General features: G+C 64.0%; 10 protein-coding genes and 1 tRNA gene. 3 read left to right on the forward strand and 8 right to left on the reverse strand.

Annotated elements, in window-relative coordinates:
* Positions 1-84: 84 nt before the first annotated feature.
* Entirely contained in the window at positions 85-2,610 is a 2,526-nt protein-coding gene (locus NTCA1_RS14755) for a TonB-dependent receptor (protein ID WP_159831073.1), read from the reverse strand.
* 346 nt (positions 2,611-2,956) lie between these two features.
* Between NTCA1_RS14755 and NTCA1_RS14760 the strand changes: the two genes are divergently transcribed.
* Positions 2,957-3,949 carry a cation diffusion facilitator family transporter gene (locus tag NTCA1_RS14760; protein ID WP_159831074.1) on the forward strand — a complete coding sequence of 331 codons (993 nt, stop codon included), beginning with the start codon at positions 2,957-2,959 and terminating at the stop codon, positions 3,947-3,949.
* Here the strand turns inward: NTCA1_RS14760 and NTCA1_RS14765 are convergent.
* Entirely contained in the window at positions 3,946-4,803 is an 858-nt protein-coding gene (locus NTCA1_RS14765; protein ID WP_159831075.1) for a VOC family protein, read from the reverse strand. The two genes, NTCA1_RS14760 and NTCA1_RS14765, sit on opposite strands and share 4 nt — an antisense overlap.
* A 184-nt stretch (positions 4,804-4,987) precedes the next feature.
* Here NTCA1_RS14765 and NTCA1_RS14770 point away from each other — a divergent pair, with 184 nt between their 5' ends.
* A complete protein-coding gene (locus NTCA1_RS14770; protein ID WP_159831076.1) occupies positions 4,988-5,569 on the forward strand; it encodes a nuclear transport factor 2 family protein in 582 nt (193 codons plus the stop codon).
* Between the two features lie 73 nt (positions 5,570-5,642).
* On the opposite strand, the gene clpX is transcribed toward NTCA1_RS14770, so the two are convergent.
* The 5 genes from clpX to NTCA1_RS14795 all read right to left on the reverse strand — a co-directional run bounded on the left by clpX (position 5,643) and on the right by NTCA1_RS14795 (position 10,332).
* Positions 5,643-6,905 (reverse strand): ATP-dependent Clp protease ATP-binding subunit ClpX, encoded by a 1,263-nt coding sequence (gene clpX / locus NTCA1_RS14775; protein ID WP_086493470.1) that lies wholly within the window; start codon positions 6,903-6,905, stop codon positions 5,643-5,645.
* A 182-nt stretch (positions 6,906-7,087) separates the two neighbouring features.
* Positions 7,088-7,756, reverse strand: a complete 669-nt coding sequence (gene clpP, locus NTCA1_RS14780) for an ATP-dependent Clp endopeptidase proteolytic subunit ClpP (RefSeq protein WP_086493471.1) — start codon at positions 7,754-7,756, stop codon at positions 7,088-7,090.
* A 91-nt stretch (positions 7,757-7,847) separates the two neighbouring features.
* Positions 7,848-8,498 carry a DJ-1/PfpI family protein gene (locus NTCA1_RS14785; RefSeq protein WP_159831077.1) on the reverse strand — a complete coding sequence of 217 codons (651 nt, stop codon included), beginning with the start codon at positions 8,496-8,498 and terminating at the stop codon, positions 7,848-7,850.
* Between the two features lie 103 nt (positions 8,499-8,601).
* Complete coding sequence (tig, locus tag NTCA1_RS14790; protein WP_086493473.1) at positions 8,602-10,173, reverse strand: trigger factor; 1,572 nt, start codon at positions 10,171-10,173, stop codon at positions 8,602-8,604.
* A 75-nt stretch (positions 10,174-10,248) separates the two neighbouring features.
* A tRNA-Leu gene (locus tag NTCA1_RS14795) sits at positions 10,249-10,332 on the reverse strand.
* Between the two features lie 175 nt (positions 10,333-10,507).
* Here NTCA1_RS14795 and NTCA1_RS28495 point away from each other — a divergent pair.
* Complete coding sequence (locus NTCA1_RS28495; RefSeq protein ID WP_167381926.1) at positions 10,508-10,669, forward strand: hypothetical protein; 162 nt, start codon at positions 10,508-10,510, stop codon at positions 10,667-10,669.
* Positions 10,670-10,818: 149 nt separating this feature from the next.
* Here NTCA1_RS28495 and sppA read toward each other — a convergent pair whose 3' ends face one another.
* A complete protein-coding gene (sppA, locus tag NTCA1_RS14800) occupies positions 10,819-12,702 on the reverse strand; it encodes a signal peptide peptidase SppA (RefSeq protein WP_159831078.1) in 1,884 nt (627 codons plus the stop codon).
* Positions 12,703-12,769 lie beyond the last annotated feature (67 nt).

Genomic DNA, 12,769 nt, shown 5'->3' on the forward strand with positions numbered 1-12,769 from the left:
CTAGGCGCGGCGCGAACGACGGGCAAAGGAAAAGGGAGGAAGCCTGCGCTTCCTCCCTTCCCTGTTCCGTAATCGGAAGCGATCTTAGAAGCCGAAGCTGATCGAACCGATGAACGTGCGCGGGGTGCCGATGTAGGCGTTCGGCACGTTGGTCTGCGAGGTGCCTGCACCGTCGAAGCCGCCGACATAGAGCTTGTCGAACAGGTTGACGACGTTGAGCTGCAGGAAGGTCTTGTCGCCCAGGCCGATGAAGTCGAGCTTCACCTTCGCGTCGAGGTCGACGAGCGTGTAGGCCGGGGTCTTCTTGCCGTAGACCTGCGTGCCGGCGATCACGATCGGCAGGTTCTGGTCGTTGACGTAACGCGGGCCGGTACGCTTGACCTGAACGCCCAGTTCGACCGGACCGATGTTGCCGTTCGCACGCGTACCAAGGGTGTAGACCGGCGCACCGGCTTCACGCTTGCCCTTGGTGTTGGCGAAGACGCCGTCGTCGATCTCCACGTTCTCCTTGATCTTCGACTTCAGGTACGAACCGAAGAGGTAGAGCGAGAACTCGGGGATCGGGCGGACGGCGAAGCTGCCGTCGATGCCGTACTTGTCGACGCGGCCGAGGTTACGGTAGATCGTGACATCGAGGTCACGGTCATAAGCCGAAGCCAGACGGTTGGTGTAACGGGTGTACCAGCCGGTCAGCGACGCCTGGATGATGCCCGAAGTGTAACGGACGCCCAGGTCGAAGTTGTCGGTGGTTTCCGGCTTCGGGTTCGCGCCGGCTTCGTCACGATCGTACCAGAACGACTGGTAGAGGTTGTCCGTACCGGGGACCTGCAGGCCCTTCGAGTAGTTGAAGAACAGGCTTGCGTTGTCGGTCGCGTCGAAGACCACACCGGCGGTCGGCAGGACCTTGTTGTAGTTCAGGATGCGCTGCTGCGGCAGCTTGTAGCTGGGGTTCGCACCGGCATAGACGCCCTGGTCGGCACTGTTCGTGGTGAAGCAGTCGACGAAGCCCGATGCGCTGGTGGCGAGGCAGTAGTTGGTCAGGTTGCGCTTGAAGAACGGTGCGCGGATACCGAGGTTCAGGTGAACGCGGTCGTTCATGTAGTCGCCCGAGTATTCACCCGAAACCTGATGCAGGATCGCATAAGACAGGCGATCGCGCTTCTGCAGGATGTTGCCGTCGGCATCGGCCAGCGAGCTGTTCGAGAACACGTCCGAAGCGAAGCCGTTCGACTTGAGCAGGCTGGTCTCGCCGGTTTGGCGGTGACGACCGCGGTCGTACGAGTACGCCACGCGGACGCGGTTGAACTCGTTGATGTCATAGCGCAGCGAGGCGATGACGCCGATACGCCAGGTTTCGGTGTTGCTCGGCGCGAGGATGCGAACGGTGTCGAGCGTGTCGCCGTCGCCGTTCAGATCGACGCCGCCGAAGTAGGGCTTGCCGCCGATGTAGCCCGAAACCATCTGGGCCGCCGTGATGGCGCTGCGGGTGGCGTTGGCGCTCTGGGTGTAGAAGCCTTCACGCGCATCCACCGTGCCGCCGCCGTTGGCCTTGGTGTACTGGATGCTCGGATCGACGTTCAGGGTCAGCTTGTCGCTGAGCGTGAAGCGCGAGTTGATGCGGATGTTGCCGGTGTTCGACGGGTTGAAGCGATAGTCGTAAGCCGAACCGCAGCTGCTGGCGGGATCTGCGGTACCGTTCACGCCAGCAGGGATCTGGCACTCGGCAGTCTTGTAGAAGCGCTCGTCACGCGTCTTCGGGAAGCGGTTGGTCGCCGAATCCGAACCGACCACGCGGTCGTCGTCGAGGCGCAGCGGCACCGAGCCGAAGAAGTTGTTGCGGTTGCGGTTCCAGTGACCGGCGACCGAGATGAAGTCGCCGTTGCTGCCGATCGGCTGGTAGACCTTGGCGTTGAACTGGGTCTTGTCGATCTGGCCGATGCCGCCGTAGATCGTGTTGTTCACGGCCTTCGAGGCCGAGAAGAACGCCTTGGTGCCGGCCGAGGTGAACTCGCCGGTGTCGATCTCGCCGAACATGCGGAAGAAGCTGAAGTCACCGGCCGAACCCAGCAGGCGAACGCCGAAGTCGTCATAGGGGTTGCGGGTGCGGATGTTGACGGTCGAACCCGAAGCGGCGGCGGTCGGCGAGTCGACGTCGGTGGTGCCGAGGTTGACGTTGACCTGCTCGATGATTTCGGGGTCGATCTGCTGGTTCGAATAGAGCGCGTAGCCGCCGGTGTCGTTCAGCGGGATACCATCGACGGTCTGCGAGATACGCGAATCGTCGAAGCCGCGGATGGTCAGCGTACCACCGGCCGAACCGAACGGGTCGTTGTTCTGGAAGCTGACGCCCGGCATCAGGTTGATGGTGTCGTTGATCGTCTGGCCCGGAACCTGGGCCTGGATCACTTCCTGCGTCAGGACCTGCTTGGCCTTCGAGGTGTTCGGGATCTGCACACCGGCGACGCCGCGGTTCACCTGACCGGTAACGACGATGGTGCCTTCCTCGAAGTCGACCGAGCCGGTCGACTGAGCGAAAGCGGGAACGGCAAGGAATGCCGCGCCGACTGCGAGCGTGCTGGTCGCGGTCGAAAGAATGGATTGAAACTTCATCTTAGCCCCCTGGAAACCTTCAGAGTGGTTGGAACCGAATGCGGAAGAGGTTGCCCCGCCGCAGGTTTGCTGCGGCTGCTAAGAGCAGCGCAATATGACAATCTTCTGACGCAAGGGATTCATTTCCGATCTTCGTTGCGCAATTTTGTGACCCAAATTGCAGTCGTTTGCGGAAATTGGCCGATTTTTCTGAGTTTTCCGTGCTTTATGAGCCAATGTGACAATCGGTTGTGCGGCATAAATGTCACGCAGCGAGACTTCCATGCCGCCATGGGGAAAGTGGTCCCGACATGTAATGATACGTCATCGCTTGCTGTTAAGCTCCGGCGCATGCGATGAAATTGTCATGGCCGCCTCTCATCAGCATCACCACGACCAAGCCGGACATGGCCATGGTCACGGACATTCCCATGGGCATTCGCATGGCCACTCCCACGGGCACCACCACCATGGTCCGCCCGCCCCGGGGGACGTGGGCAAGGCCTTCGCACTTGCAGTAGGGCTCAACGTGGTCTTCGTCGTGGCAGAGGCGGCAGCGGGCTTCTTCAGCGGCTCGATGGCGCTGCTGGCCGATGCCGGGCACAATCTTTCCGACGTGCTTTCCCTGTTACTGGCCTGGGCCGCCAGCGTGCTTGCGGCAAGGCCGCCTTCAGAGCGCTTCACTTACGGATTGAAGAGCTCCTCGATCCTCGCCGCCATCGCCAATGCCGCCCTCCTATGGGTGGCGATCGGCGCCATCCTGGTCGAAACCGTGCGCCGCTTTGCCGAGCCTGCGCCGGTCATGGGCACGACCATGATTGCCGTCGCCGCCGTGGGCATCGCCGTGAACGCCCTTTCGGCGCTGCTCTTCGCCAAGGGCAGCAAATCGGACCTCAACTTGCGCGCGGCCTTCGTTCACTTGATGGCGGATGCCGCGGTTTCGGCCGGGGTGGTGATCGCGGGCGTGGTCATCCTGTTCACCGGCTGGCAGGCGATGGACCCCATCGCCTCGCTGGTGATCACGGCCGTCATCGCCTGGTCCAGCTGGGGCCTTCTGCGCGAATCGCTGCGCATGGGCATGATGGCCGTGCCCAAAAGCATAGACATCGCCGCCTTGCGCGCCTTCCTGACGCAGCTGCCGGGCGTCACCCGCGTCCACGATCTCCACGTCTGGCCGATGAGCACGACGGAAACCGCCCTGACGGCCCATCTCGTCATGCCTGGCGCGGTTCGCAGCGATGCCTTCCTGCACGAATTGGCACACGAACTGGAGCACCGCTTCGGCATCGGCCACCCCACCGTGCAGATCGAAACCGACGCCGAATCGCCCTGCGCGCTGGAGAGCGAGACGGTCGTCTAAGTTTCCAGGAATTCGTGCCGGGCACCCAGGAAATCGTCCGGCTCGATCGCCAGTCCTGCAGCTATGCAATGGACTTCGGTTAGCCTGAGGCCGAGCTTTCCGGTAAAATGGGCTTTGGCCCGCTCGGCATCGTCCACTCTCCACACCAGCGCATAGATGCCGTTCTGCGTCCTGTTCAGGAACGCTCCGAACGGTCCGCCCCCGGCCTCCTCCGGCTCCAGAAAAGCGACGCGCGTGTCGCCCACCTGCAGCAGGACGCGCCGCGCCGGCTGCGGCGAGACCACCCGCTCGTCCGCGAGGACTTCGCCATCGACGATCTCGGTAAAGAAGCGGAGCACCGCCGCCATGTCGGCGGTTACGCAAGCGATGTGGTCCAGTCCCGTCACCCGGCCGGCATGTCCAGCGCCGACCGCCGGGTTCCAGTTACCCCGATCGCGGGGATCGTTGGGCATGCCCAGCTCGCAGACTTCCAGCAGGACGCCCCCCGTCGACTCGGGCCGGACGAAGAAGAACACCCCATAGTCGCTGGCCACCGTGCATCCCGCTGCCCGGAATGCGTCACTGGCGGCCTTGCCGTCAGCAACCTTGATTTCGAAGGAGTGGAAGGCTTGCCCGATCCGCGCCGCCTGCCGGGCGAAGGGCTTGGTCAGGTCATCGGGATGGCGCGGCGCCATCGGTTCGACCATGTGATCGGTGACGTAAAGCAGCGCAGCGTCGCGGTCCTCGGCGGGAAAATAGTTCTCCGCAAAGACAAGGCCTCCCAGCGCGTCCTGATAAAGCGCACGGCAACGGTGGATGTCCGTGACGGCGTGGATCGTGTGGATGATACGCGATACCGCGATGCGCGCTGCCATTCTTGCTCCTCCTTCTCCGGGCCCCTCTCCCCGCCTCAAACACATAGCGTGGGGAAGACAGGCCGAACTGCCAAGCAGGTCCGCGACAATCGGCTACAATATCGTGATTGCGGCGTTACCCCGGTAGGCTAGATTTCCTGCCGCGAGCCATCGCTCGCGCAAGCGATATTGGGACACGACCCGGATGACCCGAACTTCCAACATATTTCTCGCCGCCGCCCTTGGCTGCATCCTTGCCCCTGCTCACGCCTGGGCCGACGCCAGAAGCGACATCGAGGCGCGCTACGAAGAGTTGCGCGTGGCCATGGAGAGCCGCGAAGGCGCGCGCATCAAGCCGTTGCTCGCCCCCGATTTCGTGCGAACCGACCTTGGCAACAACACCATGAGCGCGGACGAACTCATCGCCGGGCTCGCGAAGATCCCGGTCGATCCCGATCGCAAGTCGCAGACGACCGTGCAGTCGGTCTCGGTGAACGGCAAGACGGCCGAAGTGGTTCAGCAACAGGTGGCCAGCGACACCCGCCAGGGCCGCGACGGCAAGATGCACAGCTTCGGCACGACATCGCTTTCCCACGATACCTGGGTGCAGAGCGACAAGGGCTGGTTGCTGAAGACCACGCAGGCCCAGTCCACCACGATTACCCGTGACGGCGTCGCCATGCGCACGATCAAGAAGGGCGATCCGGTCCCGCAGGGACGCCGCGGCCGCATGGGGCCGGGCAATGGCGGCATGATGGGGCCGCCGCGCCCTATCGGCGACAACTGAGAACCAGCCAAAGAAAAAGCCCGCCCGGATAACCGGACGGGCTTTTTTCTCGTTAGCGACGGAGCGCTGAGCCTCAGGCGGCGGCTTCCGCCTTGTCGCCCTTGAGAACGCGGACCGGTTCCTTGCGGCCTTCGACCACGTCCTTGTCCACCACCACTTCGGCGATGTCGCCTTCGGTCGGCAGGTCGAACATGGTGTCGAGCAGCAGGCCTTCCACGATCGAACGCAGGCCGCGCGCGCCGGTCTTGCGGTCGATGGCCTTCTGGGCGATCGCCTCGAGTGCCTCGTCCGTGAAAGTCAGCTCGACTTCTTCGAGGTCGAACAGCTTGGCGTACTGCTTGATCAGCGCATTCTTCGGTTCGCGCAGGATCTTGACCAGCGCCTCGATGTCGAGGTCGTTAAGGGTCGCGATCACCGGCAGACGGCCGACGAATTCGGGGATCAGGCCGAACTTGAGCAGATCTTCCGGCTCCGCCTTCTGGAGCAGTTCGCCCACGCGGCGCTTGTCCGGGTCGGCGACATGGGCGCCGAAGCCGATCGAGCGCTTCTGGAGGCGGTCGGCGATGATCTTCTCAAGGCCCGCGAAGGCGCCGCCGCAGATGAACAGGATGTTGGTCGTGTCCACCTGCAGGAATTCCTGCTGCGGGTGCTTGCGGCCGCCCTGCGGCGGAACCGAGGCCGTGGTGCCTTCCATCAGCTTCAGCAGCGCCTGCTGCACGCCCTCGCCCGAAACGTCGCGCGTGATCGACGGATTCTCGGCCTTGCGGCTGATCTTGTCGATCTCGTCGATGTAGACGATGCCGTGCTGCGCCTTCTCGACGTTGTAGTCGGAAGCCTGGAGCAGCTTGAGGATGATGTTCTCCACGTCCTCGCCCACGTAACCGGCTTCGGTCAGCGTGGTGGCGTCGGCCATGGTGAAGGGCACGTCGAAGGTCTTGGCGAGAGTCTGCGCGAGCAGCGTCTTGCCCGAACCCGTGGGACCGACGAGCAGGATGTTCGACTTGGACAGTTCCACGTCGCCCTGCTTGCCGCTGTGCTTCAGCCGCTTGTAGTGGTTGTGGACAGCCACCGACAGAACGCGCTTGGCGCGCTCCTGCCCGATCACGTAGTCGTTAAGCGTCTCGCAGATTTCGCGGGGAGACGGCACGCCGCCGTCCTTCTTGCCCGCGATCCCGGCCTTGGTCTCTTCACGAATGATGTCGTTGCAAAGCTCGACGCATTCGTCGCAGATGAAGACCGTGGGTCCCGCGATCAGCTTGCGCACTTCGTGCTGCGACTTGCCGCAGAAGCTGCAGTAGAGGGTGCTTTTCGCGTCAGATCCGCTCAATTTCGTCATTTTCCGTCTTTAGGCCCATTTTAGGCGACTCGTCGAGTCTACCTTGGACGAGGCCGGTTTTGCAATCCTGAGACCGATATGGGTATCCCCATAAGCGTTGCAAAGGCCCAATACCCCTGCCGCGCGGTCGGAAGGCCGGAACCTGCCCCGATGAGGGACAGGTTCCAGCCTTGCCGTCATGCTCAGGCGTCGGCCGGCTTGTCCGCGTCGGGACGCGTCTCGAAGACCTTGTCGACGAGACCGAACGCCAGCGCTTCCTCGGCTTCGAGGAAGGTGTCGCGGTCCATCGCCTTCTCGATCTCGTCGAGCGACTTGCCGGTGTACTTCACGTAGAGATCGTTGAGGCGCTTGCGCATCCGCAGGATCTCGCGCGCCTGGATCTCGATGTCGCTGGCCATGCCCTGGGCGCCGCCCGAGGGCTGGTGGACCATGATGCGGGCGTTCGGCAGCGCGATGCGCATGCCCGGCTCGCCGGCGGCCAGCAGGAAGCTGCCCATCGAGGCGGCCTGGCCGATGCAGACCGTGGAAACGCGCGGCTTGATGTACTGCATGGTGTCGTGGATGGCCATGCCGGCCGTCACCACGCCGCCCGGCGAGTTGATGTACATCGAGATGTCCTTCGAGGGATTTTCCGACTCGAGGAACAGGAGCTGCGCGACGATCAGCGAGGCCATGTGGTCCTCGACCTGACCGGTCACGAAAACGATGCGCTCGCGCAGGAGGCGCGAATAGATGTCGAAGCTGCGCTCGCCGCGGCTGGTCTGCTCGACGACCATCGGCACCAGCGCGCCGGTGACGGGGTCGGTAGTGAACTTTCCTTGGGCGCCCGAAGCGCCAAACAGGTCGAGCATGGGAGTCCTCTTCTGGTTTGGACCGCCTATGTCGCGTGCCCCTGCGCGATGTTCAAGGGCTTTAACCCTTCAATCGATGCAGCAGGCACAACTATCGGGGGGCAACTGCCGGAGCCGAGGCCCTTCGATGCGCAGGTTCTCCATCCTTCAGGTAGGGCATGACCGCGGCCATGGCGCGTTCGACGCAAGCCTCCTTCTCGCCCACCGGCGCGACATAGTGCAGCGCCTCCGCCGCGTCCTCCGGCGAGCCGCCCCGCGCGATCACCCAGGCGGCCAGGTATTGCGAGGCGAGGCAACCGCCCGCCGTCGCGACATTGCCGTGGGCGATAAAGGGCCGGTCCACCACCCTCACCCCCGCCTCGATCACCCAGGGCCTGGTCGTAAGGTCGGTGCAGGCCGGAAGATCGCCAATGAGGCCGAGCTTGGCCAGCAGCAGCGTACCCGAACACTGCGCCCCGATCAGCTGCCGCCGGGGGTCCAGCCTGATTCGCGAAAGCAGCGCATCGTCCCGCGCGATCTCGCGCGTGAGCACCCCGCTGCCCAGCAGGACCGCATCGGCCTCGGCGGCGAATTCCAGCGGCTTCTGGCGCGTGATCGTCACGCCGTTCATCGAGGTGACCTGCGGCGACGGCGAGGTGATATGCGCGGCCCAGCCCCGCGATTTCATGCGATTGAGAATGCCCGAGGCCACGAACGAATCGAGTTCGTTGAAGCCGTCGAACGTGAGAACGGCGATCTGCATTGTCGTTTCCAAGGAGGGGCAGAAAAGTGGGACGGCCAAACGAAAACGGCCCGGTGCATCGCTGCACCGGGCCGTTTCGTGACGATCCGTCCGATGGAAGCGATCAGTCTTCCTTCTTGGCGGCAGCCTTCTTGGCCGGAGCCTTCTTGGCGGGCTTGGCTTCGGCCTCACCCTCTGCTGCCTCGTCGGCCTTCTTGGCGGCGGCCTTCTTGGCGGGTGCCTTCTTCGGCTTTTCCTCGGCAGCAGCTTCGGCAGCAGGCGCTTCCTCGGCGGCTTCTTCCTTCTTGGCGGCAGCCTTCTTCGCCGGAGCCTTCTTGGCCGGCTTCTTGGCTTCCACCGTCTTCTCGCCGTCGGTGTCGGCTTCGATCGCGGCCTGCAGCTCGTCGCGGGTCACTTCACGCTCGGTGACTTCGGCCTTCTCGATCAGGAAATCGACGACCTTGTCTTCGTAGAGCGGCGCGCGCAGCTGGGCAGCCATCATCGGGTCCTGCTGGACATATTCGAAGAAGCGCTGACGGTCTTCCGGGCGGTACTGCTGAGCGGCCTGCGAGACCAGCATCTGCATTTCCTGCGCGGTCACCTCGACGCCGTTCGACTGGCCGATTTCCGACAGGAGCAGGCCCAGACGCACGCGGCGCTCGGCGATCTTGCGGTAGTCGTCCTTCTCGGCCTCGATCTCGGCGAGAGCGGCAGCCGGGTCTTCCTCGTGGCTGGCTTCGTGGGTCAGCTGCTGCCAGATCTGCGAGAATTCGGCTTCCACCATGGTCGGCGGCACGTCGAAGTCATGACCGGCGGCAAGCTGGTCGAGCAGCTGGCGCTTCATGGCGGTACGGGTCAGGCCGGCAGTTTCCTGCTCGAGCTGGCCCTTGAGCAGGCCCTGGAGCTGCTCCAGACCTTCGAGGCCCAGTTCCTTGGCGAAATCGTCGTCGATCTTGGTTTCGGCAGGCGCCTTCACTTCGTGGGCGACGATGTCGAAGGTGGTTTCCTTGCCGGCGAGGTTCGCGGCGGGATAGTCCTCGGGGAAGGTCACCGTGATGGTGCGCTCTTCACCGGCCTTGATGCCGCCGAGCTGCTCTTCGAAGCCGGGGATGAAACGACCGGCGCCGATGACCAGCGGCGCCTTCTCGGCCTTGCCGCCTTCGAACTCGACGCCGTCGAGCTTGCCGGTGAAGTCGATGATGACCTGGTCGCCGTCAGCAGCGGCGCCGTCCTTGGTTTCGAAACGCTGCTGCTGAGTGGCGATACGCTCGACCGCTTCGGTCACGGCGTCCTCGGCAACCGGCACGACCAGCTTTTCGAGCTTGAGACCGTCCAGCGAGGGCGCGGCGATCGTCGGCAGCACTTCGAGGCTGACGGTCAGCTCCGCATCCTTGCCCTGCTCGTAGCCTTCGCCGAGGGCGACGTCGGGGTTCATGGCGGGACGCAGGGCGTGGTCGGCGACCAGCTTGTCCATGGCTTCGCGGATGGTGGCGTTCAGCGCGTCCTGGTGGATCGCTTCGCCGTGCATCTTCTTGACGAGGTTGGCGGGAACCTTGCCGGCGCGGAAGCCGGGCATCTTCACCTGCGGGGCGATCTTCTGGATTTCGCCTTCGACGCGGGCCGTGATGGTCGTGGCGGGAATGGTCACCGTGTAGGCGCGCTTCAGGCCTTCGTTGGTGGTTTCGACGATCTGCATTTCAAATGCCTTCCTGTGCAATTCAACAGGCCTGTCGGCCGATTCTCGCGACTCATCCCCCCCAGGGCGGCGTAATGGTGCGGGCGAAGGGACTCGAACCCCCACATCTTTCGATACTGGTACCTAAAACCAGCGCGTCTACCATTCCGCCACGCCCGCAAAGATGAAGCCTGAAACTCAAGGGACGTGCCCTTATAAGGACACGCGGAAAAGGGCAAGCGCCGCGAGTCGCGCCTGTGCATGTCGCATGCATGTCGAAAGCGGCCCATCCGCAACTTGTCGCGCGGTTTCGGGTTTAGATCAAAGCCCCCTAAGCAACCGCGAGACATGTATCATGGCCACCCAGCCTGCCGACAATCCCGGCGACACCCCCGACGAAACCCCGGTTCTGCCCACCGATCCGGGCGTTCCGGCCCCGCCGACGGAAGTGCCCGAAACCGGCCCCGACTTCGATCAGCCGGAAAGAGGCCCGGTCGAATTGCCGCCGCCGGATTGACCTCCAGCGGCGCGTTGATTGTCTGAAAATCCGCTGCAGGCGGATTTTGGCGGCACCGGCCCACACCCCCACCCGACCTCCCACAAGTATATCCTGAATGGCAGGTCGGGTGGGGGTGTGGGCCGGTGCCGCGCCTTAATCTTCAGATTTCACTCTTTCCCGAACAGCCGCGCGAGACTTTCCAGCATCGAAAGTTCGCGCGGCCCCGGCGCTGCGGCATGTCCAGGAATCACCGGACATTCCAGGCAATAGGCCTGGGTCCCGCGCGTCCTGAACATCGCACCCACCTGGTCGGCCACCCGCGCGAACTGGTCCTGGCGGCGCAGCGCCACGAAGCTTGCGAAATCGAAGGCCGCTGCCGGTTCCCCGGCGGAATCCGAGGTCAGCCCGCTCAGGAACTGCGAGAACGAATCCTCCTCGTCCTTGAGGTAGACGGCCTGCCACTTGCCATTGCCGACCCCGCCGAGGCGCGCGGCCTCCGCCAGTGCGGCGTCGAGATTGCCGATCTTGTCCACCAGACCGATTCGCTGCGCCTCCCGGCCCGGCCAGACCCGGCCTTGCGCGATCGAATCGAGCTTTTCCGGCGTCATCCGGCGCGCGGCGGCGGAAAGACCCACGAACTTGCGGTAGGTATTCTCGATCGAGGCCTGGAGCATGCCTTCGACTTCCGGCGAAAAACCGCCGAGAATATCTGGCTGCCCCGAAAGCGCGGTGGTCTTCACGCCGTCGCTGGTCACGCCGTAGTCGGCCAGGGTCTTCTCGAAACTGGGCACGACCGCGAAAACGCCGATCGAGCCGGTGATCGTCTCGGGCTGGGCGAAGACCTGCTGGCCGGGGGTCGAGACCCAGTAGCCGCCGCTGGCTGCCATGTTGCCCATCGACACGACGATGGGGATCTTGCGGGCCTTGTAGCGCTCGATCGCGCGGCGGATGCGCTCTGCCGCCATGGCCGAGCCGCCCGGCGAATCGACTCGCACCACCAGAGCCTTGAAACCTTCGTCGATGTTCTCGTCGAGCAGGTCGGCGATGCGGTCGCCGCCCGCCTTGCCTGGGCCGGCATCGCCGTCGACGATCTCGCCAGCAATGGTGACGACGCCGATCTTCGCGCCATCGCCCTTCTCGGGATTGGCGGCCAGCCACGCCGCGAGGCGATTGGCCTTGTAGGGCAGATCACCGTTTTCGTCCTTGCCGGCGATGTCCGCCACGCGCTTCTGAAATTCAGTGCGGTCGCCGATGCGGTCCACCAGACCGGCCGCCTTCGAACCTTGCGCAAAGTCGCCGCCGGAGGCCTTCGCCCAGGCCATCGGATCGCCGGTCATCCGGTCGAGCTGCGCCTTGGGCCGGGCCTGGGCGACGTCCGCCTTGTAGCCGCTCCACAGCGCCCCGTAGATGTCCTCATAGGCCTCACGCGCAGCGGGGGACATGTCGTTGCGGAGATAGGGCTCTACATAGCTCTTGTAAGTGCCTGCCCGGTAGACGTGGGCATTCACCTTGAAGCGATCGAGCAGCCCCTTGAAATAGACCTGGTTGCCGCCGGGCCCGACCACGAAGGCCCCGCCCATCGGATCGACCCAGACTTCGCTGGCATGGGCGGCAAGCTGCACCCCGTCGTCGGCATAGGCATTGGCGAAGGCGAGCACCGGCTTGCCAGCCTTGCGCACCGCGTCCAGCGCCTTGCCGATCTCCTCAATATGCACCATGCCCGCGCCCACGAAGCGGGACATGTCGAGCACGACGACCTTGATCCGCTTGTCCGTCGCGGCCAGCCGCAGCGCCCGTTCGACGTCGCGCGCCTGGAATTCCCCGGCCGGAGCTTCCGCGCTCATCAGCAGGCCGATCGGATCGACCTTGCTCTTCTCCTCGACGATGCTGCCGTTGAGATCGAGCAGCAGCGCGCCGTCCACGATCTTGCCGGGGCCCGGCCGCGAAGACAGCGCGGCGTAGAGCAGCGCAAAGAACAAAAGCAGGAAAATCAAGGCCAGGGCGTCCTTCACACCCACCAGCAGCTTCCAGATCTTGCGCGCGAACGTCATGAATTCACCAGCCTTTCCATCCCCAGCCATAACCGGCGAAAGGCGGCCCGGCCAGAGGGGGAAACCT

The organism is Novosphingobium sp. TCA1, from assembly GCF_009811895.1.
Classification (GTDB): domain Bacteria; phylum Pseudomonadota; class Alphaproteobacteria; order Sphingomonadales; family Sphingomonadaceae; genus Novosphingobium; species Novosphingobium panipatense_A.